Origin of the sequence: Sphingomonas bisphenolicum (assembly GCF_024349785.1) — a bacterium.
GTDB lineage: Bacteria > Pseudomonadota > Alphaproteobacteria > Sphingomonadales > Sphingomonadaceae > Sphingobium > Sphingobium bisphenolicum.
The window spans coordinates 38412-59449 of sequence record NZ_AP018822.1 but is presented as its reverse complement, the minus strand read 5'-3'; the positions used below and the strand labels follow the sequence as shown (position 1 = coordinate 59449).

The 21038-nt window shown below is 63.6% G+C and carries 29 protein-coding genes; 6 read left to right on the top strand and 23 right to left on the bottom strand.

The genetic code is table 11. The features are described 5' to 3' along the window. Positions 1-65 precede the first annotated feature (65 nt). From SBA_RS24920 to SBA_RS24910, 3 genes are read left to right on the top strand one after another with little or no spacing between them, the layout of a single operon-like run. The gene (locus SBA_RS24920) at positions 66-974 is read left to right on the top strand and encodes an ABC-three component system protein (protein ID WP_179563571.1); all 909 of its coding nucleotides are present in this window, start codon (positions 66-68) and stop codon (positions 972-974) included. Continuing rightward, on the top strand, positions 971-1216 hold the full coding sequence (locus tag SBA_RS24915) for an ABC-three component system middle component 6 (protein ID WP_021243503.1): 246 nt from the start codon (positions 971-973) through the stop codon (positions 1214-1216). The genes SBA_RS24920 and SBA_RS24915 overlap by 4 nt, the downstream gene beginning before the upstream one ends. Then, positions 1213-2979: an ABC-three component system protein gene (locus tag SBA_RS24910; protein WP_149523997.1), complete on the top strand. Its 1767-nt coding sequence runs from the start codon at positions 1213-1215 to the stop codon at positions 2977-2979. The genes SBA_RS24915 and SBA_RS24910 overlap by 4 nt, the downstream gene beginning before the upstream one ends. A 30-nt stretch (positions 2980-3009) precedes the next feature. Here the strand turns inward: SBA_RS24910 and SBA_RS24905 are convergent, their stop codons facing one another. The 7 genes from SBA_RS24905 to SBA_RS24875 all read right to left on the bottom strand — a co-directional run bounded on the left by SBA_RS24905 (position 3010) and on the right by SBA_RS24875 (position 7892). Beyond that, positions 3010-4143, bottom strand: a complete 1134-nt coding sequence (locus SBA_RS24905) for a relaxase/mobilization nuclease domain-containing protein (protein ID WP_179563570.1) — start codon at positions 4141-4143, stop codon at positions 3010-3012. Beyond that, positions 4136-4672, bottom strand: a complete 537-nt coding sequence (locus SBA_RS24900) for a mobilization protein (RefSeq protein WP_179563569.1) — start codon at positions 4670-4672, stop codon at positions 4136-4138. Before SBA_RS24900 ends, SBA_RS24905 begins: the two co-directional genes overlap by 8 nt. A 296-nt stretch (positions 4673-4968) precedes the next feature. After that, positions 4969-5904 (bottom strand): ParB/RepB/Spo0J family partition protein, encoded by a 936-nt coding sequence (locus SBA_RS24895; RefSeq protein ID WP_179563568.1) that lies wholly within the window; start codon positions 5902-5904, stop codon positions 4969-4971. After that, positions 5904-6668, bottom strand: a complete 765-nt coding sequence (locus SBA_RS24890; RefSeq protein ID WP_179563567.1) for a ParA family protein — start codon at positions 6666-6668, stop codon at positions 5904-5906. The genes SBA_RS24895 and SBA_RS24890 overlap by 1 nt, the downstream gene beginning before the upstream one ends. Before the next feature lie 13 nt (positions 6669-6681). Then, the gene (locus tag SBA_RS24885) at positions 6682-6861 is read right to left on the bottom strand and encodes a hypothetical protein (RefSeq protein WP_179563566.1); all 180 of its coding nucleotides are present in this window, start codon (positions 6859-6861) and stop codon (positions 6682-6684) included. Positions 6862-7149: 288 nt separating this feature from the next. Next, positions 7150-7443 carry a DUF7673 family protein gene (locus SBA_RS24880; RefSeq protein WP_179563565.1) on the bottom strand — a complete coding sequence of 98 codons (294 nt, stop codon included), beginning with the start codon at positions 7441-7443 and terminating at the stop codon, positions 7150-7152. A gap of 53 nt (positions 7444-7496) precedes the next feature. Next, positions 7497-7892 (bottom strand): DUF3768 domain-containing protein, encoded by a 396-nt coding sequence (locus SBA_RS24875; RefSeq protein WP_179563564.1) that lies wholly within the window; start codon positions 7890-7892, stop codon positions 7497-7499. Positions 7893-8166: 274 nt separating this feature from the next. Here SBA_RS24875 and SBA_RS24870 point away from each other — a divergent pair, with 274 nt between their 5' ends. Continuing rightward, positions 8167-8544, top strand: a complete 378-nt coding sequence (locus tag SBA_RS24870; protein ID WP_179563563.1) for a hypothetical protein — start codon at positions 8167-8169, stop codon at positions 8542-8544. Positions 8545-8654: 110 nt separating this feature from the next. Here SBA_RS24870 and SBA_RS24865 read toward each other — a convergent pair whose 3' ends face one another. Beyond that, the gene (locus SBA_RS24865; RefSeq protein WP_179563562.1) at positions 8655-9188 is read right to left on the bottom strand and encodes a hypothetical protein; all 534 of its coding nucleotides are present in this window, start codon (positions 9186-9188) and stop codon (positions 8655-8657) included. A 49-nt stretch (positions 9189-9237) separates the two neighbouring features. Beyond that, complete coding sequence (locus SBA_RS24860; protein ID WP_021243491.1) at positions 9238-9402, bottom strand: hypothetical protein; 165 nt, start codon at positions 9400-9402, stop codon at positions 9238-9240. A 443-nt stretch (positions 9403-9845) separates the two neighbouring features. Here SBA_RS24860 and SBA_RS24855 point away from each other — a divergent pair, with 443 nt between their 5' ends. After that, positions 9846-10070 carry a hypothetical protein gene (locus SBA_RS24855; protein WP_179563561.1) on the top strand — a complete coding sequence of 75 codons (225 nt, stop codon included), beginning with the start codon at positions 9846-9848 and terminating at the stop codon, positions 10068-10070. A 28-nt stretch (positions 10071-10098) separates the two neighbouring features. Beyond that, on the top strand, positions 10099-10527 hold the full coding sequence (locus SBA_RS24850; protein WP_261937559.1) for a thermonuclease family protein: 429 nt from the start codon (positions 10099-10101) through the stop codon (positions 10525-10527). Positions 10528-10559: 32 nt separating this feature from the next. Here the strand turns inward: SBA_RS24850 and arsH are convergent, their stop codons facing one another. The 14 genes from arsH to SBA_RS24780 all read right to left on the bottom strand — a co-directional run bounded on the left by arsH (position 10560) and on the right by SBA_RS24780 (position 21006). Next, positions 10560-11339 (bottom strand): arsenical resistance protein ArsH, encoded by a 780-nt coding sequence (gene arsH / locus SBA_RS24845; protein WP_315975836.1) that lies wholly within the window; start codon positions 11337-11339, stop codon positions 10560-10562. Then, a complete protein-coding gene (arsB, locus tag SBA_RS24840; protein ID WP_179563560.1) occupies positions 11336-12403 on the bottom strand; it encodes an ACR3 family arsenite efflux transporter in 1068 nt (355 codons plus the stop codon). Before arsB ends, arsH begins: the two co-directional genes overlap by 4 nt. Beyond that, entirely contained in the window at positions 12400-12936 is a 537-nt protein-coding gene (locus tag SBA_RS24835; protein ID WP_179563559.1) for a GNAT family N-acetyltransferase, read from the bottom strand. The genes arsB and SBA_RS24835 overlap by 4 nt, the downstream gene beginning before the upstream one ends. Positions 12937-12939: 3 nt before the next feature. Beyond that, complete coding sequence (gene arsC / locus SBA_RS24830) at positions 12940-13374, bottom strand: arsenate reductase (glutaredoxin) (protein ID WP_149523984.1); 435 nt, start codon at positions 13372-13374, stop codon at positions 12940-12942. Next, positions 13371-13892, bottom strand: a complete 522-nt coding sequence (locus SBA_RS24825; protein ID WP_179563558.1) for an arsenate reductase ArsC — start codon at positions 13890-13892, stop codon at positions 13371-13373. Before SBA_RS24825 ends, arsC begins: the two co-directional genes overlap by 4 nt. Before the next feature lie 11 nt (positions 13893-13903). Then, positions 13904-14236 (bottom strand): ArsR/SmtB family transcription factor, encoded by a 333-nt coding sequence (locus SBA_RS24820; protein WP_179563557.1) that lies wholly within the window; start codon positions 14234-14236, stop codon positions 13904-13906. Positions 14237-14337: 101 nt separating this feature from the next. Then, the gene (locus tag SBA_RS24815; protein ID WP_056366854.1) at positions 14338-14751 is read right to left on the bottom strand and encodes a single-stranded DNA-binding protein; all 414 of its coding nucleotides are present in this window, start codon (positions 14749-14751) and stop codon (positions 14338-14340) included. Between the two features lie 490 nt (positions 14752-15241). Further along, positions 15242-15871, bottom strand: coding sequence for a hypothetical protein (locus SBA_RS24810; protein ID WP_261937558.1), 630 nt, complete (start codon positions 15869-15871; stop codon positions 15242-15244). 227 nt (positions 15872-16098) lie between these two features. Further along, the gene (locus SBA_RS24805) at positions 16099-17046 is read right to left on the bottom strand and encodes a DUF2493 domain-containing protein (protein WP_179563556.1); all 948 of its coding nucleotides are present in this window, start codon (positions 17044-17046) and stop codon (positions 16099-16101) included. A 243-nt stretch (positions 17047-17289) separates the two neighbouring features. Beyond that, on the bottom strand, positions 17290-17736 hold the full coding sequence (locus tag SBA_RS24800; RefSeq protein WP_179563555.1) for a hypothetical protein: 447 nt from the start codon (positions 17734-17736) through the stop codon (positions 17290-17292). 26 nt (positions 17737-17762) lie between these two features. Beyond that, a complete protein-coding gene (locus SBA_RS24795; RefSeq protein WP_179563554.1) occupies positions 17763-18686 on the bottom strand; it encodes a hypothetical protein in 924 nt (307 codons plus the stop codon). Next, positions 18679-19290: a DUF6927 domain-containing protein gene (locus tag SBA_RS24790; RefSeq protein ID WP_261937557.1), complete on the bottom strand. Its 612-nt coding sequence runs from the start codon at positions 19288-19290 to the stop codon at positions 18679-18681. Before SBA_RS24790 ends, SBA_RS24795 begins: the two co-directional genes overlap by 8 nt. Positions 19291-19315: 25 nt before the next feature. Further along, on the bottom strand, positions 19316-19951 hold the full coding sequence (locus SBA_RS24785) for a hypothetical protein (RefSeq protein ID WP_179563552.1): 636 nt from the start codon (positions 19949-19951) through the stop codon (positions 19316-19318). A 131-nt stretch (positions 19952-20082) separates the two neighbouring features. Continuing rightward, complete coding sequence (locus SBA_RS24780; protein WP_179563551.1) at positions 20083-21006, bottom strand: ArdC family protein; 924 nt, start codon at positions 21004-21006, stop codon at positions 20083-20085. Positions 21007-21038: the final 32 nt, after the last annotated feature.

The following is a 21038-nucleotide window of genomic DNA, read 5'->3' as shown; positions in this document are numbered from 1 at the left end:
CGTAAATTAATAGATTTGCTTGCTGATTCTGCCAAAGGTTATGGTGGTCAAGTTCGGGGGATGAGTTGGACGACACGCAGCGCTTTGCCTATGGGCTCAAGTTCGAGAATGCCTTTCTGCGCGAGCGCGGCAAGGCGTTCGAGAGCCTGTTCGCCCGTATCATGGCGCATGCCTTTCCGGGCGATTTCCAACCCGTCCGTCCTTACGGTCCGAAAGGCGACCTGAAATGCGATGGCTTCCGGGCCAGCGATGGCACCGTGTTCCAATGCTATGCGCCCGATGCAATGAAACTCGAACCCCTCCTTGCCAAGGTCGATGAAGATTTCGCAGGCGCGCTCGTCCATTGGACGACAAAAATGCTGCGGTGGGAGTTTGTCCATAACGACAGCCGCGGCCTCCCGGCCGAGGCCGTCAAGAAACTCGCCGCGCTCAACGCCGCGAATCCGAACGTCGCCTTGGCCGTCTGCGGCGAAGCGGAATTGCGGCTGATCGCCATGTCGCTCGCGCTCCACCAGCTCGAAGATCTCTTTGGCGCCGTTCCATCGGGCCGTGTGATGGAGAAGCTCGATTTCGAGGCGTTGCGGCCGGTGCTGCTTGCAATTCAACGGCAGGAACCGGACGCGGAACCATCGCTGGTGGCGCCGTCGGCGGCAAAGCTCGAACGCAATGCCCTCTCCCAGGACGCAGCCGGGCTGCTGCGGCAGGGCCGCCGCCGGGAGCAGTTGGTCGAAGCCTTTTTTGCCGGCTGGCCTGATCCCGACCTCGGCGAAGAGATCGCACAAGCGTTCCGGGTGCGCTATCAGGCCCTGAAGGCGGTCGGGCTATCACCGGACGATATCTTCGGCGAGCTTCAAGCCTTCGCGGGGGGTATGACCGGAGAGCCAGCGCGCCAAGGCGCGGTGCTCGCTGTGCTTTCCTACTTTTTTGAGCGTTGTGACATCTTTGAGGACGCGATTCGAATCGACGCGATATGATTCTACCGACCAAACATATCCGGCCCGATCGGGCGCTCCTGGCGGTTGGTGCCGACGTGCTCGGCTGCCTGCGCGAGCCGATGACCGTCTCGCGTCTCTGGGATGAGATACGCATTTCTCGCAGCGATCGGGCGGTGTCGGCACCGATCAATTATGACTGGTTCGTCCTGGCGCTCGACCTGCTGTTTATCGTGAAGGCCGTGCAGTTCGATCGTGGTCTGGTCCAGAAGACCGTTTCATGATCCACGGCCTTTCCAGCGACCTTCCGAGCTTCAAGAGCTTGGCCTTCCGGCCCGGGCTGAACATCCTGCTCGCTGACAAGAGCGATGGGGCGACCGATCGGCAGTCCCGCAACGGCGCCGGCAAAACCAGCCTTGTCGAGCTAATCCACTTCCTGTTCGGCGCCAATGCCGACAAGGACAGTATTTTCCGCTCCGATGAACTGGCAGGCTTCAGCTTCGAGGCCCGCGTCGATATCGGACCGACGCTCGTCGATGTCGCGCGATCCGGCACCAAGCCATCCCGCATCCGATTGCAGGGCGACACATCCGATTGGCCGATCGCCCCGTCTCTCGAAGCCAAGACCGGCGATCTGGTCATCAGCAACGAAAATTGGCGCGCCGCATTGGGCGCGCTGCTTTTCCGCCTGAACCCGGATGTGGACGACGAAGCAAACGGCCGCTTTCGGCCGAGCTTTCGATCTCTATTCTCCTATTTCGTGCGGCGGCAGAATAGCGGCGGGTTCGTGTCGCCCACACAGCAATCCTCGATGCAGCAGGCTTGGGATCAGCAGGTAGCGATCAGTTATCTCCTGGGCCTCGACGCGAGCGTGCCGCAACAGTTTCAGGAGGTCCGCACGCGAGAGCGCGCGATGGCGGAGTTGCGCAAGGCGGCAAAGGACGGCAGTCTCGGCCGTTATTTCGGCACGGCGGCTGATCTCCGGACCCGCATGACGATCGCCGAAGCCCGTGCCAGACGGATGCGCGAGCAACTCGACACCTTCAATGTCGTTCCCGAATATTCGGGGATGGAGCAGGAGGCTTCGCAGATCACGCGAGAGATTTCGACACTCAGCGACGACAATACCGCTGATCGGGAACTGATCCTACAGCTGCGCGCGGCGATCGACAGCGAGCTTCCGCCGGCGACGACCAGCCTGGACCGCCTCTATCGCGAAGCCGGTGTCGTACTGCCGGGATCGGTCGGTCGCCGCTTCGAGGAAGTGGAAGAGTTTCACCAGGCGATCGTGCAAAATCGGCGATCGCATCTGACGTCCGAGGTCCAGGCCGCGGAAGATCGTATCCGCACGCGCGATCGTGCGCGCGAAACGCTTGATGGCCGTCGTCGACAGCTGATGGGCATCCTCCAATCCGGCGGCGCGTTGGAACATTACGCAGCGCTCCAGCAGGAAGCCGGTCGCGCGGAGGCGGACGCCGAGGGGCTGAGACAACGCCTCACGACGGCGGAACAGATCGAAAGCACGAAAGCCGAACTCGACATTGAGCGCGCCCGGCTCCTGAAGACGCTTCAGGACGATCATCACGAGCGTCAGAGCATCATCGAGGAAGCGATCCTCGTGTTCGAGGATCTGTCCAACGCGCTTTACGAAAAAGCCGGGAGCCTGACGGTCAGCGCCACGCCCAACGGTCCCCAAGTCGATATTCGTATCGATGCCCAGCGCAGCAAGGGCATCACCAACATGCAGATATTCTGCTTCGATCTCATGCTGGCCGAACTGACCGCCCGCCGGGGCATGGGGCCGGGTTTCCTGGTTCACGACAGTCATCTGTTTGACGGGGTCGACGAACGGCAGGTGGCCAAAGCGTTGCAGCTCGGCGCCGATCATGCTGCCGCGGTCGGATTCCAATACATCGTCACGATGAATTCGGATGCTTTGCCGAAAGACGGCTTTCGTGACGGCTTTGATGTTAGTGCCTATGTGCTCGACACCAAGCTGACCGACGCAACCGAAACCGGAGGGCTATTCGGACTGCGATTTAACTGAAGTACGCCCTACCCCAACTTATCCACATCTTTAGCGCTCGCGATCAAGGGGCTTGCGTTTATCTTTGTCCGGCTCAGCCGAGGGCGAAGCATCTGATTTACGGCTGCGGCTGTCCGCTGCCGCCGAACTCCGATCGGCGATCATGATCTCCCGCGCCCGCTCCAACCGCCGCGACACCGCCGCCGGCATATCGGCCACGAACCCTGCGATATCTTCGGCCAGCGCGCGATCCTCGTCCTTCCCGGTTGCCGCCAGCGCGGCCGCGGCCTCTGCGTAAGCCCCCCGGATCTGCTTCTGGCGGCCGAGTGCCAGAACGTCCTCCACTCGCCGCTCCGGGTTCTCTGACCGTGCGAACGCCTGCGCGCGCTCTTCGATCAGCCGGTTGAGATCCAAATCCCTCCCCTGCCCCGCTGTCCGTGCCTCCAGATGGTGCGCGGGCGAGCGCACCCGCTTTTGAACATGGCCGCGCGCGCGGCGCGGCGTCGCTTCGGCGGCGATACCGCGCTGGCGCAATTCATGGGCGAAGGTTTCGCGCCAATGATGAAGGTCGGCCTTGCGCGGATTGAACCGCGCGCCGTCCGCCCCCTGGGTCGCGACGGTCAGATGGACATGGGGGTGAGCAGTGTCGGTGTGGAGCGCCACCATATAGCTGAACTGCCCTTCGAACTCGACGCGCGCGAACGCCTGGACGGCATCATGGATGGTCGCGGCATCGGTCGTACCGCCGGGCATCGACAACACCATCGACATCGAGGTCGGTCGCTCCTTGCCATGAAGGTTCATCGCCTGATCGAGCATGTCCCAATCGGCCGCGATCGCCTTCAGGCGCTTTTCGTCGGTGATGATCTCGCCTTCGCTGCTGCGAACCTCGAGCTTCCCATGCCGCGATATATAGCCAAAATGTTCAGCGAGATGCCTTGCCCCACGCTGCTTGCCCGATATCTTGACCATGACCTCCGGCGCCTTGCGCACGATGCGCTCAAGCTTGGCGCGCGCCTCGGCCGGCGACAACATCGGCGCAGCGGCGCTCCCGCCCCTGCCCTTGCCACCACCCGAACGGATCCGCAGCGTCCCCCCGCGCAGGCTGCGCTTGCCCCCGGTCGGCGGTCGCCAGGCTTCCATCAGACTGGGGAGCGGCAGGACGCCATCATCATCCTCAGTCATCGGGCGTATCCCAATAGCTCAGGTCACCTTTGAGCGCGCGGCCAATCGCGCGCAGCTGGTCGGCCACCTCGTCGCGAAAGGAGGCGACCCGCGCGGCCTCACGCGCCAGGTCGAGCCGCGAATCCACCATGGTCGCGGCATGAAGGGCATGGACCGCCTGGTTGAGATTGATGCCGATCCGGTTGAGCTCGCGCCAGGACTGCGCGATCTGTACCCTTTCGGCGCGCGGCGGAAGCGGATGTGTATGAAGCCGCCGACGCAACAGCATCACGAGCCATTCGGTCCGTTTTAGCCCGCGCGCATCGGCGGCCGCATCCAGCTTCTCAATATCCTCGCGCGTGAGCCGAAGCTGCAGCCGGTCAGTCGTGCGGGTCCGAGGCGAAGCCGTCTCGCTCGACCTGTCCCCGGCGTTCTCAAGCGCATCGTCGATCAGCTTGCGCAGGAGCGCTGAGCGACCGCCGGCGGCAGTCGCCCTAGCATCGAAGCGCGCCGCGAGATCATCGGGCAGACGGAGACCAAAGAACGCCACACCCCATTGCTATTGTTTAACAATGACGGCGCCAAGCCTATCCGGCCCTCACCTAAAACCACTCGTCTTATAGTCTGCTCAAGCAGACTCCGCCCGTCCTCAAGCCAGGTATCTCATCCAATCTGACATCTACAAAAAAGCAGAATATTTCCGAGCGATCCAATCCGCCCGATCCGCGAAAATGAAGACAGCCGCGCCCCTGAAGAAGGGGCGCGGCTGCCAAAACTGTCTGAAAAGCTCGATCGTTTCTACGCGGAGTGAGGGGTGAATGAGTGAGCGCCCGCCCCGCCGATGGTTTACCCCATAACGATATCGGCAACGGGCGCTTCGATCTCCTCGCCGTCGTCGAACACCACACGGACTCGCTCGGGCAGGATCAAACGTCCTGTCCGCCCGTCCAGGGTCACCCGAACCGCATCGAGGGGCTTGGGCTGCAAAGACACCTCTGCGCCGAACATCGACCGCAGGCCCGCACCGGCACGCACCGACCTTCTCGGCACAGCGCGCTCAGTGTCCTGCCCATTCGACAGGACAGGCACGTCACGTAACCCGGTATCAGGCGGAACCTCGGTTGCCTTGAGCCCTGCGATAAACCGGCCGCCCTCGGCCAAGGTCACGCTTTCATCGCCGAGCCGCTCGACATAGGCGCGCACCGCGTCGCCATGAGTGCGGGCAGCACGATGGAGGTCGTAGAGCAGCCGAATTGGCATCTGATCGATCGCTGCTCGCAACCAGGGCGCCATATCGGCACAGGCGGCATAGAGCGACACGAACTGCTTCGAGCGGCCGAGCGCGCGGGCGATCTCCGCCTGGGTGACGCCGGCGGCCAGCATCCGTTCGATGCCGGTCGCGAGATCATGCGGGGTCAGGCCCGCGCGCTGGTCATTCTCGACGATCTGATCGGCGAGCGTGTCGGCCCGGTTCACCACCGCCATCACGATCGCCGGAATAGTCTCGCGCCCGGCAAGGCGCGATGCCCGAAAGCGCCGCTCGCCGACGCGGATGACATGAAGCCCGTCCCCATTTTTCGGGGCGACGATGATCGGCTGCAGGACGCCGCGCGCGGCGATCGAAGCGGCAAGATCCTTGAGCTCCGTCTCGTCGAACACGCGCCGTGGGTTTTCGGGGTCGGCGATGATCCAGTCGAGCGGCAGATCCTCGACGCGCCGCGCGCTGTCGTGGAGACCGACAAGCAGCCCGAACTCTTCGGCGCGCTGATCGAACTTGCCCATCACGCCGCACTCAGGCGACGGTCGTCCATTCGGCGAACGATTTCTGCCAGGATCGGTCGGATTTCGTCAGCCGCCGCTTTCGCGCCGCTGCCGGTTTCGCGCCAGACCGGATGATGCTGTTCGGCCGAATGCTTGTAGGTCGGTCGCGCCTTGATGAAGGCGGGAAACATCAGTTTCTCGCCGACGGCGCGGGCGAGCTTGACCGCATTGTCCATTTCGCGCCGGTCGAACGGATTGACCATCGAGGGCAACAGCCCGAGAAAATCGACCTTGCGCCCGCCTCTCGCCCCTTCCGCTTTTTTGAGCGCTGTGAGCAGCATCTTGGCGCACTCGATCGAATCCTCGGCGACCTGGACCGGCGCGATCACCGCGTCGGCCACCGCCATCGCGCTCAAGGTCAGCTCATCCCATTTGGGACCGGTGTCGATGACGATATGATCGAAATGGGCACCAAGCGCGGGAAACCGGCCGAGGAAATCGCGGACATCCGCGGCTGCCTTCACCATCTGCAGGCGCGGATCGGCGGCGAAAACCGTGATGCCTGGCGCATCGCTCAGGTCGAGCCGCGCCTCGGGATCGAACAGGTCCGCTGCGAACCACCCGGTCCGCTCGCCGGCGAGCCGACGGGTGGAACTGCCCTGCGGATCGAGGTCGAGAAACGCGACCCGGTTGCCGCCTTGCTCGGCAAGATACCAGGCGAGGTGCGTTGCGAGAAAGGTCTTGCCGACCCCGCCCTTGAGCAGGCTGACGACGATCGTTCGCATCGGCGCCGCGCCGTCAGGATTCATAGTCGTGCGGACCATCGCGCAGGTTGCGCTCATAATGCTCGCGCGACGACCGGTCGCCACCGCCGCCGATGCCAGGTCCGACATAACGGAACAGGTAAACGGTGATGATGAAGCAGACGAATGCGAACAACAACGCATGGTCTGGATGACGCGAAAAATAGTCGGCCACGGTGGGTCTCCTTGGCATGTTCCAGGGAAACCGGTCGGTCCCCTCACCGCGCAGCAAAACGCGGCCGCTCGCGCCGCGCAGCCTCCCCTCCCGTGCCGGGAAGCAAGACCCGATGGGACGTCTGGGCGGCACCGGCGATAGTCTGCTCAAGCAGACTTTTCGGCCATCCCCCCGGTCAGGGGGATGGCCGGTGTCACACTCGCTCGGTGAGACATTTTGCGCAGCCGGGGGCAACGCCAGCGGGCTCGGTTGGCGCGACGCGATCAGCGCTCGCGGCTGACGCCTTGGTCAGTCGGCAGGCTCACGCAACCGCCACTGGTGGACCAGTGCGACGATCTTGTCGTCATAGCCAAGCTGGTCGGGATAGATCGCGCCGTGATGACCGCCCAGATAGACGAACACGATGGCCATGTCGGCCGCAACTTCGTGGTCGACGCCAAACAGGTCGGCAAGATCGAACCCGCCATTGTCCTGCGCATTCCACCAGGCGAGCAGGAAGTTGGCGGCGCGGCGCGCTTGCCCCGTGTCCGAGGCGGCCAGATCGAAAAGCCGGTCGAGGGCTTGGATGACGGGCTCGCTCATCTGCGAATCCTTTCGGTAAAAGGTGGCCCCGACAGGGTCGGGGCCATGATAGCTCAATATTCGTGGGTGAGAAGCAGCGTCAGCACGCGGGTGGTGACGTCGGGATCGGTCGGATCGGGCGATCCATAGGTCAGCGCGCGATCATAATAGTCGATCTTCCAGTACAGGGTCTCGCCGGCAAATTCGAAGCGCCCGAAATCACGCTCGCCCTGGGGATCGACGTCGGGACCAAAGGCGTCATAGTCGCGCACGGTGCGCAGCAGTTCGGCGCGACGCTGGAACCCGCGAAACAGGCTGGTATCGCCGATCAGCTCGGCGACCCCGGCGGTCATGACCACCTGGTTGACGCCCGGGCTATGGATGGACTGGCGCAGGGCATCATTGAGCCGCGCGATGGTCGCGACGCGCTGGTCTGCGGATACGGCTTTGTCATTTTGGGGGTCGGCCATGACGTTCGACGTCCTCATCTGTGTCAGACCCCGCCGATCGGGGCCTTTCGACAGGCGACCGGACCGCCGGGGCATAGCGCGCCCGCGCACCCGCAGGGTCGCAACGGATGTGGAGAAGCCCGGCATCGGGCTTGCGCTGGCAAGTGCCGCGGCGAGGACGCCAAGCCAGAAAGGAACCATCGGTGCAGCGGTGATAGGGAAAATGGAACGGCATGGCCGACTTTTCGGACGTGCTGCTGGACGCGCGACTAAGGGCTTCGCTATTCCCTCGATCATGACAGACACCGCCCGGATCATTGCCCTCTGGCCACGCTGGACATTGAGCGTGGGCGTGATGCAGCGGCTGCAGATCCAGGTTCGCACCCAGTGCCGCCGCTGCGGCGCCCTGATGCGCGCCGATCTGGACGATCTGGTCGCCCGCCATGGCGCAAGTGCGTCGCTGATCGATCGCCAGGAGCGATGCCGCATGGTCGCGTGCGATGGCGCGACCTTCTACCTTGCCGCCCGGCGGCATGGCGAACCGTGGCGAATCCTGCTCGATGCCGCGGCGCTGCGCGACGGCCTGAGCCTATGCCCGCCAGCGCATCTCGCCCACGGGCGACCGGCCCCTGTCGCGCTTGCCGCAGACCTGCGCGGTCCAGGGCGCCGTTGACGGCCTGCCCCACGGCAGGGATCGTGACCCGCATGGGCCGAGACCCGGCACGGGGCTCGGGGCGTTTCGCCTAGAGCCCGGTCCGGCGCAGCCGGAGCCGCCCCGACCGCTCAAGCCCCCTTTGCATCGCCCAGATCACCGAACAATCGACGCAATATCTCATCCAGGCTGGCGACCTTCTCGAACCTGGATATCCGCACCTTGCGGTGGTTCGGCCGCTCATTCTTCTCGCCCTCCGATGTCCCCTTGCTATGCTTGGCGACGGCAAACGTAGTGATGTCCGGCAAAGGCTCGCCTGGCCCCGCGCCGAACCACAGATAATGGTCGAAGAGGAGATCCGGCGTCACCACGATCCAGATGACGCATCCGCTCGGCTTCTCCATCAGCTTGAGGCTGATCTTGACCTCATCGGTCTTGCCGCCGACGATTTTGGTCTTGAACTGGATATGGCGGGTCACGCGGCCGCGGGCCATGACCAGATCATAGCCGCCCGCGTCGAATTCGGAGCGCAGCACCTCGACGTCGGTCACACCCAGTTGCCACAGGCGGCGCAGCGCGTCCCCGACAAAGACATGCTCCACGATGCGTTCACGCAGGGTGGAGTGGATGAAATGCGGGCTCGCTTCCTCGGTAAGATCGTCCAATCAGCGCTCGCACAATAAGGGCGGGGGCGAAGGCCCCCGCCTGAAGGTTTCAGCTGAACGGATCATATTCATTGATGACCGCGACGTCGCCATCGAACTCGTCGGCGGTGATGACCGCGAACTGCGTACCGATCCCGATGACCATCGTTGCAATCATGAGGGTTCTGGAGAGGCCGAGCGCGTGGAGGCGGGCGATCTTGATGTCGGTGAACATATCGAGGCTCCTTGCCAAGCCGGCGGGTTCATCCCCGCTCGACTGGCGCCCGATGTGTTCGGCCGGTGGCCGCGATCACTTTTTTGCCAACGGCCAAAAAGCCGTAGCGCAAGCGACCGGACCCTTTACGGGTTGATCGCATAAGGCCGCCGGCCGGAACAAGGATTGCGCCTCAAAGAGCGGGTGGACCCGCCTGACGCCAGAATTTGGGCTTCGCACCGACCTTTCTAGAATGTCTCCAGGGTCGGCTCTTGCGCAGATCGCGCGGTCTTGGGCAGGATGCTGGAGAGCTCATCCATCGAATAAGGTTTGTTGAGCAGTGCGAACCCGCTGGCTCCTTCGTCGGCCAGGACATGGCTATAGCCGCTTGCCAAGATGATCGGCAGGCCGGGATAGAGGGTGGCCTCTTGCCGTATGTTCTTTTTTTGTTCTATGTTTCTCTCATGCTCCGAGTCGATGAAGATAGCCTAGCCCTCCATCTCGAGGTGTCGCTCGCAACCGCCGAGCCGGCACTGGTGACGGATATTCGCTGCGGTGACGCGGCCGCACGGCGGCGTGCGGTAGCGCAACTGGCCCGGCATCTGGCGGTCCGTTTGCGCTGCTATGATATTCTCGCTGACGAGCCCGCCGCGATAGCGGGGACATTGCCGCTCTTCCCCGACGCATGACGAACAGCTTGTCCCGATCCCATCGCTGATGCTCATAGCCTTGCTTCTGGCTGTCGCGACCGTCCCCGCCGGGCAGATGTTCGCCTGCACGCCCATCAGGGTGTGGGACGGTGACGGACCGGTCTGGTGCCGGGAGGGACCACGGATTCGGCTTGGCGGAATAGCGGCACGCGAAATCGACGGCTCATGCCGGCGGGGACAACCCTGCCCGCGCGCCAGCGGCATTGCCGCGCGGGACGCGCTGGTCCGATTGCTTGGCGGCGCTAGAGGCCGAAGCGGCACCGGCCATATCCTTGTCACTGGCCCGAGGCTCCAATGCCGGTCAACCGGCAACGCGAAAGGGGATCGCACCGGGGCCTGGTGTTCTGCACCGAGGATCGGCGACCTGAGTTGCGCCATGATCGCGACGGGTACAGTGCTGCGATGGCAGCGCTATGCGGCAGGCCATTGCCGCTGACAGAGGCTGATGGTCTGCCGTATGCCAACGGCTCATCCCTGTACGGTTTGGGGCGCGATTGCGATCGACGAGAGGTCGTTCGTTGAATCTACTTGAATGCCCGCTTCGCTCCGTTCGGAATAGCGATCGACGAGTTGGTCCGCATGCGGCCGCAGCAGGACGGTAAAGCGCACAAGCTCCTCGACCACATCGACGATGCGATCATAATAGCTCGACGGCTTCATGCGGCCGTCATCGTCAAATTCGGCGAACGCCTTGGCCACGCTCGACTGGTTGGGGATCGTGAACATGCGCATCCATCGGCCAAGGATGCGCAGTGTGTTGACGCTGTTGAAGGATTGCGAACCCGCGCTGACCTGCATCACAGCCAGGGTCCGCCCCTGTGTCGGGCGCATGCCCTGATACGCCAGAGGCAGATGGTCGATCTGGGCCTTCATGATACCGGTGATCTGCCCGTGCCGTTCCGGGCTGCACCAGATCTGCCCTTCCGACCACAAGGAATGCGCCCGTAGTTCGGCAACGGCCGGGTGGTCGTCCCCTTCGACCTGGTCGGGAAGCGGCAGATCAGAAGGGTCGAATATCCGCGTTTCACATCCGAAAAACTGGAGAAGCCGCGCAGATTCCTCCACCACAAGCCGCGAGTAGGATCGCTTCCGCAAGCTGCCATAGAGGAGAAGAATGCGTGGCGGCGGATCGTTCGGGCCGAGACCAAGCGCGGGCCTTCGGCGGGCAAATGCCATCTTCAGAGCCGGCAGATAATCCGGCTCGGATAGCTGGCGCAGGCGTTCAAAGGCCATGATGTCCTCGCTCATCGGCCTTGCTCGGGCACGGTATCAGGAAACCAGCGGCGACCGAACCAGAAGGCGACATTCACCAGCAGGATCAGCACTGGCACCTCCACCAGTGGGCCGATGACGGCTGCGAAAGCGACCGGGGACGCCAGCCCGAAAGCGGCGATCGCGACGGCAATGGCCAGTTCGAAATTATTGCCCGCAGCCGTGAAAGCCACCGCCGTCGTGCGTGGATAGTCGCTGGCGATAAGCTTGCCCATGAAGAAGCTGATTGAGAACTGGACAACGAAATAGATGGTCAGCGGGATGGCGATGCGGACGGCATCCCCCGGGAGCGTGACGATCTCGCTGCCCTTCAGGCTGAACATCGCAACGATCGTGAACAGGAGGGCGATGAGCGTGACCGGACCGATCTTCGGGAGGAATACGCCCTCGTACCAGTCGCGCCCTTTGGCCGCGACGAGACCCTTCCGGGTCAGATATCCCGCGAGGAAAGGGATACCGAGGTAGACCGCGACCGCTTGCGCGATGATCCAGAAACTGACGTTGATGACGCTGCCCTCCAGCCCGAACAAGGGCGGCAGGAAGGCGAGGAAGAACCAGGCATAGAGGCTGAAGAACAGGATCTGGAAGATCGAATTGAACGCCACCAGCGCCGCGACATATTGATTGTCGCCCTTGGCAAGCTGGTTCCAGACAATAACCATCGCGATGCATCGGGCCAGCCCGATCAAGATGAGACCCGTCATATAAGCTGGCTCGGCGCGCAGGAAGATGACGGCCAGAAGGAACATCAGCACCGGGCCGATGATCCAGTTCTGGACAAGCGATATCGCCAGCACCCGCTTGTCCTCGAAGACGCGCGGCAGCTCCTCATAGCGAACCTTGGCCAGCGGTGGATACATCATCAGGATGAGGCCGATCGCGATCGGTATATTCGTGGTGCCCCAGGACAGGCCGTTGATCGCGGCAGGTAGACCCTCGATGCTCGTGCCAAGGCCTACGCCCAGGGCCATCGCCAGAAAAATCCACAAGGTGAGATAGCGATCGAGAAAGGATAGCCGTGGTCGACGGGTCTGGGTCATTGCGGTTCCTTGAGCGGTGGGGCGGCGTCACCGACGCCCAGCGCGATCTGCATGTAGATGGTGTCGAGCCAGCGTCCGAACTTGCGTCCCACCGACCGCATCGTGCCGGCATGTTCGAAGCCGAGCTTGGCATGGAGGGCGACCGATGCCGCTTCACCCCCGCCGATGACGGCAATCATCTGGCGAAATCCTGCCACCTCGGCCTGTGTCAGCAGAGCAGCAAGCAGCGCCTTTCCGACACCTCGGCGCTGATGCCCGGGATCGATATAGATCGAGTTCTCACAGCTCGATGCATAGGCCGGCCGATCGCGAAACTGCGTGGCATAGGCATAGCCGACAACATGGCCGCCCTGCTGGGCGGCGAGGAACGGCCAGCCTTTCGCCAAGCATGCATCAATCTTGGCTTCGGTCTCCATCACCGAGCGCGGGCTGGTATCGAAGCTGGCGGTGCCCTCCCGGACATGATGGGCGTAGATGGCGGCGATCGCCGGCGCGTCGGCGAGGACCGCCGGTCGGACCGTGAACGCTGCCATCGTTCAGCCTGCCGTGACGCGGTTACCGGCAGCGTCGACGACCTGCTCGCCGTCTTCCTTGGCGAAAGCACCGCGTTGGGCCGCGGGGATGAGTTCCAGCACCGCTTCGGAAGGGCGGCAGAGCTTGACGCCGAGCGGCGAGACCACGAGCGGACGGTTGATGAGGATGGGATGGGCCATCATTGCGTCGATCAGCGCCGCATCGGAAAGACCTTCATCGCCCAGGCCGAGGTCCGCAAAGGGCGTGCCCTTCTCGCGCAGCAAGGCACGCGCGCCGATCCCGGCGCGTGCGATCAGGCTTTCGAGTTGACTGCGTGAAGGCGGCGTCTTCAGATATTCGACCACATGCGGTTCGATCCCGGCGTTGCGGATCATCGCGAGCGCATTGCGCGACGTCCCGCATTCGGGATTGTGGTAGATGATGATGTCCACGGTCATTCACTCGCCTCCGCCTTGGCGCTCGCGCCTTCGCCCTGTCCGATGTCCTTGAGCTTGCGCCGCATCGCCATGTCATCGAGGCTCGAGATCGGGAGCGCCAGAAACAGCGCAATGCGATTCTGCAAATAGCGCAGCGCCTGCAGGAAGGCCTCGCGTTGCCCCGCGCCCTCGATCGCGGCAGGGTCTTCAATGCCCCAGTGCGCTGTCATGGGATGGCCGATCCATACCGGACAGGTCTCTCCGGCTGCATTGTCGCAGACCGTGAAGATGAAATCGAACTGCGGCGCACCGGCACCGGCAAACTCATCCCAGCTCTTGGACCACATATCGGTGGTATCGAAGCCGAGCCCCTGAAGCACCGACAATGCCATTGGGTGGACCTGCCCCTTTGGCTGGCTCCCGGCGCTATAGGCTCTGAAACGCCCCTCGCCGAGCTTGTTCATGACCGCTTCGCCAAGAATGGAACGCGCCGAGTTTCCGGTACACAGGAACAGGACGTTATAAATACGGTCGGGCATGCAGGGCTCCGTCAGCAGCAGGGAACAAGCTCGGCGATCAGCGGCTCGCACAGTTCCGCCCTGCCCCCGCAGCAATCCTTGACCAGGAACAGGGTCAGCGCCTTGAGCTGATCGAGGTCGGCGCGGTAGATGATCTGGCGACTGTGGCGCTCGGCACGGATCAGGCCCGCACGCGCAAGCCCGCCCAGATGCGATGACATCGTATTCTGGGGGATATTGAGCTGGCGGGCGACTTCGCCGGCGGCCAGGCCATCGGGCTCATGACGCACCAGCAAGCGAAACGCATCGAGGCGAGTGCCTTGGGCAAGCGCCGCCAGTGCGCTGATAGCAGAATCATTGTCCATATATCGATAATATTGGATATATGGATTTCTGACAAGCCCTGCAGAGGAATGCCGACACAGCAAAAGGCCCGGTGGTTGCTGCCACCGGGCCTTCGCGGGTTTCAGAAGGGAATTTCGTCGTCATCGACCGAGCTGTCATTGCCGCCCTGGTCGCCACTGGCGGGCTTGGCGCGGGTGAGGAAGGTCACCTCGTCGGCGATGATCTCGACGCCGTACCGCTCGATATTCTCGTTGTCGGTCCAGCGGGTGTAGTGGATGCGGCCGCGCACCATCACCTTCATCCCCTTGTCGACATATTGTTCGACGGTCTTGCCGACGCCGTTGAAGCAGGTGATCCGGTGCCATTCGGTATCTTCGATCCGCCGGCCATTGTCGTCCTTGACGATCTTGCCGTTGCTGTCGCGCTTGGGCCGCGAGGTCGCGAGGCTGAAATGGGTGATCTTGGTGCCGCCCTGGGTGGTGCGGGCTTCCGGCGTGGCGCCGACATTGCCGGCGAGGATGACGAGGTTCTGCATGTCGAGGTTCCTTTTTTGGGTGCCGAAGGGACCGTCCCTTCGACTGACCCCCGAAAAAGGCGGGCATGGGCGATGCTTCCACCGGAGCGCGTCAGCCGCGCAGGGGAACCCCGAAACAAGGGGTGGTGCGGGCAGCCGTGGCACACGGCAACTCGGCCCGAAGGGGAGCGGGTTGGAAGGACCGAACGACCGACTTAGGGATCAGGTCAAAAAGAAGGGATGGTGGCTTTGGTTCTATGAAACCCGGGAACCGGTGCAGAAACCTTGCCCTATCGCCGCGGCATGTCCCCGCCAGGCAGAGACCCCACAACCGGCCATCAGCGCTTTTCCCACCTTGGACTGTCGTCCGCAGCGAAGCGAAGGCAACGCTCACGGCAACAGACATAATGGCCGTCTGACGCACGGTACGCTTCAGGCCCGCCCATTCCCCGGCTTCATGGATTGGCGAGCGCCTTTTCGAACCGCGCACAGGATGATGCGGTGTGCGCCGTCACGCGATCTGCGCTCGGATCACGGCAAGGAGACGATCGACGCAGTGAGAGGCGTCGGCCATATCGAAGGGTGATGCTCCGGCCCGGAACAAGGCGTCGATCTGGTGGCGGCGATAGGCCGGCGAAAGGATCGCGGCGAGTTCCGGCAATTCCGCAGGCAGGTCGGACAGGCCCGCCTCCATCGCAAGCGCCAGGGCCTTTTCGAGGTCATGCCGAATATGGACACGGTTCCAGTCGTCGGCATAGCCGACCTTCATCAGAAAGGCTTTGAGGCCGAGTTCGATCGCGATCGCCAGCGAATGTGCGGCACTCGCGGCGGCGATCTCCACGCTACCCGCCGCACCGCGGGCAAATCCCATAGCATTCGCCATGAAAGTGGCGATCAGCGCCGGATCCGCGATCCCGGCGAAACGGCGCGCGGCGTCATCGAGCGTTGCGGCAGGAAGCCCGATCAACCAGCGCGGCCCTGCGATATTGCGCAGATGGCGCAGATGTGCCGAACCCGGTTCATCGGTGTCGGTGCCGGCCGACCAGCGTAGCAGCAGCGCGGCCTTCCAGCAGCGCCCGTGACGCTGCCGGAACGCCAGCAGAGCGCGCAGTTCCTCATCATGCAAATCGCGCATCATCATCTCTCTCTAGTTCGTGGTAGGGCGGCAGCCGGCGCAGCGTCGGCAACGCGGTTGGCTGGTGGACTCTGAACCGCGCCCCGGCCGCCAAAACGGCCGACGGGTTCCAGTGCTGCTCGACGACACCAAAAACGGCCTCGGCGCCCTCCCCTCTCGCCTGCGGAAATTTCCAGGGGACGACGGTAAGCGCAGCGAAAAAAGGGCCGCCGGAAAACCGGCGGCCCGCGGCTTCAGCCCGCAGCGCGACGGGCAGCTGAAGGAGGGCTTCCCAATGGGCCGCGGCGATCAACGACACGCAGTCCCCGAGCCTTGGCTTCGATGACAAGCCGCTCCGTCACGCCGTTGCCCTGGAAGGCGACCACGAACCGCGGCTTGAGCGAGAGCATCTGCTCGTTGCGACGGAAGCCCGCGCGATCCCCGAGTTTGCGATCGAGACCGAACCGCACCTGCTGGATGCCATTCTGCTCGGCCCAGGATGCTGCAAGCCGCTCGATACCCTTCATATCGCCGCCGTGTACGAGATACATGTCGCCGACATGGGCGCGAACCTTGTTGAGGGTGGCCAGCAGGTTATCGGCGAACGTCTTCATATCGTCGTCGTTGGCGAAGGTGAGGCGGCCACCGGCGAACACAACCGGCGTACCCTGCGCGGTGTTGGCGTTCAGAGCCCGCTCGCGGCGCGCCCGCAGGAAGGCATGGCCGTCGACGATCCCGGCGGTGACGCCGAGCGAGATGCGGTTGCCGGACGACGGCACCCACGATCTCCCGGTTTCGCGGATATAGTGGGCGGCGGCGACATCGCGCATGATCTCGAAGGCACCAGCGGATTCCTCGACCTTCTTGGCGAGATCGATCTTTTCCTCCAGATTGGCCGTGCTGATTTCGGAGCCGTCCTGTTCGGCGAGGAGAAGGCGGATGTCGTCGGTCAACCGATCGACCAGTCCGTGTTTCTTGGCGGCGGCGCGGTGGAAGAGGTTCACCAGGCCCCAGCCCAGGTCTTCGATGTCACGCTCCAGTGTGGTGTTTCCCATCGTCGTGAAGAGATCGCTCCAGATTGCGGTGACGGTCTGCTCCAGCGCCTCGGTTGGTGGCGGCGCCATGCCACTGAGGTCTTCAGCGCGGGGTTCGAGGTGCCCTAGCTCCAGTGCCGCGAGTGCGGCTGCAAGCGATGTGGACATGATAGCGAGCCTTTCTGTCTGTGCCGGCGGCCTCTCCGCCGGATGCGCATCCTCCGGGCGCTCGCAAAAGAGGGGCTGGCACCGAGGCACAGCCGAGGGAAACTCGCGAACAAGGGGTGGTGCGGGCAGCCGTGGCACACGGCAACTCGGCCCGCCGTTCGCGGGTTGCCAGCGCCTCGCGGGCGCCCATATGCGGCATCCTCTGGCGGGGAGGTATCGACACAGACCGGTTTCGCTTTGCCCTCAGCCTCTGCCGTCGATCCGGAACGGGGGTATCTCCAATTCCGCCGCTGCGAGTTGCGACAGCACCGCCGCGTAGCTGCCGAGACCGCGCACCGTTTCCGCCGAGATCAGGATCTCGTCATCGTCCGAGGCGCTGAAACGCTGAACGGTCGTGCCGTCAAAGACCACCCGCTCCGGGCCGAACGCCCCAGGAGCGCCGCCAGCCCAGCGGGCGAAGACAAGGGCATGATCGACACAGAAAGTCTCGATCGCCTCGAACCGGCCCCAGGCAACCTCATGGTCGGCCAGGTACAGGGGAACGCTCGTATCGAGATTGTCCGGATCGAACGCGGTGCCCTCCCAATCCGTGAAGGCGCCGTCGCTCGCGACGGCAGCGCAGAAGCCGGGAAGGAGGTCAGGGGACAGCGATCCGCCGATGCGGATCGCGACAGAAGCGCGATCGGCCATGAGAGTCTCCGTAGCTAGTGAGGGGGTCAGCCTGCGGACTGACCCCGGTGGAATGCGTCGAGCCAGCGCGCCATCGACATGCGCTGCTCGACGGGTTTGCGCGCTTGCGCCGCCTGGAAGGCGACCAGCGCGAGCGGTGCATCGGCAACGATCCGGTCAACCTCGCTCGGTGGCAGAAGGCCGAGCGCACGGATATAGGCGGTGATATTGCCCGGTCTCGGTATCGCCCCGCCGCGCCCGACAACGGGCTTGCGCCAGAGGCCCTCGATCGTGCGCAAGCGCGGTTTTGCGCGGGCCTCCATCAAAACGATGGTGCGAAGCTCATCCTTGGAGAGCGCATCCACCTCGTGCGGCCGCATTGCAGGACAGAAGAAACATGAGGATTTGGGCGGTACAGGGAGGCCCGCACGCTCAATACGGGCAATGCAGTCTGCCCGGGTCCAGCCCAGTTCGCGAAGGGGATAACGATAGTCATAGCGAGGGTCGGCATGTCCCTCGGCATGCGCATAGCGTCGCTGATCGGCACTGGAACAGTCATAGCCGATCAGTTTAACGACACGTCCGCCTTCTCCCCAGCACCGTATCGCGGGCGCCCATTGCGCCGTCCACTTGTCCTGCGGCGCCACCTTCCATTTGAGCGAGCACGACCCCCGCCCAAATGCCTTGGACGGTAGGGTAGCGTTGGTCAGCATGTTGGTGCCCAAGCTATCATAGGGCGGCCAATGCTTGAAATTTCGCGGTTCGTAGCGGACTATCTCGGACGCGACATCGTGACGGTCCATCCAACGCCGAAAGACCGGAATGAACGCATAGGTATCGGTCTTCTCGGATCCGGTATCGGCGAACAGCACCATATCGATCGGCTCGCCTCGTTCGACGAGCTCGATGATCATGGCGGTGGAATCGACGCCCGCGCCCCAGGCCGCGATCACTGGCGCGCGCTCAACCATCGGCCGAGTCCTTCGGGACGATGGTCGGGTTGATAAGCCGGTATGCGCGCGTCTTGAGCTTTGCGATCCGGCACACGGCGCCGGTTATGGGATCGCGAAAGAGCGGTGCCTTGCCCTTCGGATTGGCAATGACCGTGAAGCGGTCGCGATCTTCGCCGTCATTGAAACGAAGGGGTTCGTCGAAGACGATGGTCTGTCCCGGCTTCGGGGCCGGCTTCGCGCGTTCGAGCCTGCGGCGAACCAGGTTGGCACGACAGCGTGCGCGCCATTCGGAAGCGTAGATGCTGTCGGTCTCGGTCAATTCATCGAGAATTGCAGCGGGGCAGTCGCTTTCGCACGGTCCCATCCTTTCCGTCATATCTTTGTAGCCGAACGTGCAGCCGTCGCGCGCGCCGGTACTTTGCCTTGTCAGGCAGACGACGGCGAAGACGGCCCGAGCGCCGGACGCCTCGATCCGTTCGCACGCCGCATAATAGGTCGAACCGACCATCGAAGACGCGAGAACCGTGAGACAATGATCCGCGTGCGCATAGGTGAACTGGTTGTCGAGATAGGAGCGCGCAGTGGCGTAGCCACCCATGTCGCGCATGAAGAGCCAACCCATGAGGGATCTCCTGCAATTGCGGGGTTCAGGCGGCGGCCGCGAGGCGCACAGCGCCGATATCCACGGGCGTGCCGGCAAGCCGGCGCTGGAACGCGGCCACGTCGAGCAATTCAGCGATTGGCGCGCGGTGGGACTTGCCAACCTCCTGCCCGTCGCGACAGCGGATGATAGATACCTCGCTGTCCGGGAGGAAGCCGCGCGGGACGACGCGAACGGCAATATCCGCGTGGCGCAACTCCGTCGTGCCGTCTTCGTGATCGGCACCCATGACGGTGTTGATACGGGCGTCGTCCGCGTCGAGGCCGATGGCCGTGGCGAGACGTGCAAGCGCGCGACGCGCCTGATAGTGGAAGGTACGTTTGGCGTGGTCGTTTCCGCCGACGCTCTTCCCGGCAATGTCGAGCAGCGCTGGCGCGGCGGCGGCCGCCAGGCGATCCGCTTCGCAACGGAGGCGAAGGACGTTCACGCTGGGCGTATCGCGTTCGGCAACGTGTGCCAGATGGCGGATGAGAAGAAGGATTGCCGCGTCGCCGGCGACAGGCTTGCCGGCACGCTGACAATCGTCGACGGCGGCGTTGAGGGCGTGGAGCGCCGCCGGCAGATGCTCCAGACCGGCGGGGGAAAGGGCCTGATTGTGGCGGTAGAGCGTATCGTAGAGCATGGAAGCCTCCTTCTGAGCGCTCTGGCGCGCTCAAAAAGCCGAAGGCTCCCTCCCCTCCCCTGTCCTTGCCGCGGCTGAGCGCTACGTTGAACGGCGGTAGCCGCCGGGGTCTGGGCGGGCGATCGCCGCGATCATGCTGCTTCACGGATCTGTTCCTGGGCGACGTCCGACGTGGCGAGGCCAGTTGCGCGGAGCAGAAAGGCGGCGGCCGCTTCGGCTTTTGCCGCAGCCGTCATGATGGCGCGGGAATCCTTGCGCAGCACCGCGAGCCACGAGCCGATATACGCTGCATGATCGTCGATATGAGCGGTCGGGAGGCCAAGATCCGCGCCAAGCAGGGCGGATGTCATCTCGGCGCAAAGCTCTTCGAAAGCATAAGCGTTGTCGCCGAATTTCCTGCCGAATTCTCGGTTGAGCCGGTCAGGATGCCCGGTCCAATGCCCTGCCTCATGCGCTAAGGTCGACGCGAAATAGGCACGGGTGGAAAACAACGCGACGGGCGGCATCGTGATGCTGTCGGCAACACGGTCGTAGAAGGCCCGATCGCCGCACTGGTGAACCCTCGCCGGAAGGACATCGAGGAAGCGCTGTGCGCGAGCCGGCAGCTCGTCGTCGGGGGCGACCACGCTGAGGGGGCTTGGATAAAACTTCTCCGGCAGCCCCTCGATCTGATCGGCATTGAAGACGGCGTAGGATCGCAGCACGCGTCGCATTTCGTCGGAGGTGTCGCCGGTGACGGGCGACTCCACGGTTTTGCTGTAGGATTTGTAGAAGATGGCGATTTGCGACCGCTCGCCTTCGCGGACCTGGCCGCCCAGCGCCTGTGCCTGCTTATAGGTCATCCAGGTGCGAGAATGATAGCCGGCGCCTTCGGCGCAGAGCCACAGCCAGAAGCAATTGATGCCCTTATACGGGTCGCCGGTCGCGCGAAGGGGACGGCCGCCAAGGCCCGGCCGCCACGGTTTCACCCAAGGGCGTACGCCCGATTCGAGTTTGTCGATGATCGCGTTGGTGATGGTGTCGGCAGGCGACGGTTTATCGGTGGTCTTTGCCACGGTCATTCTCCTGATCTGGTAGAGGCGATCCC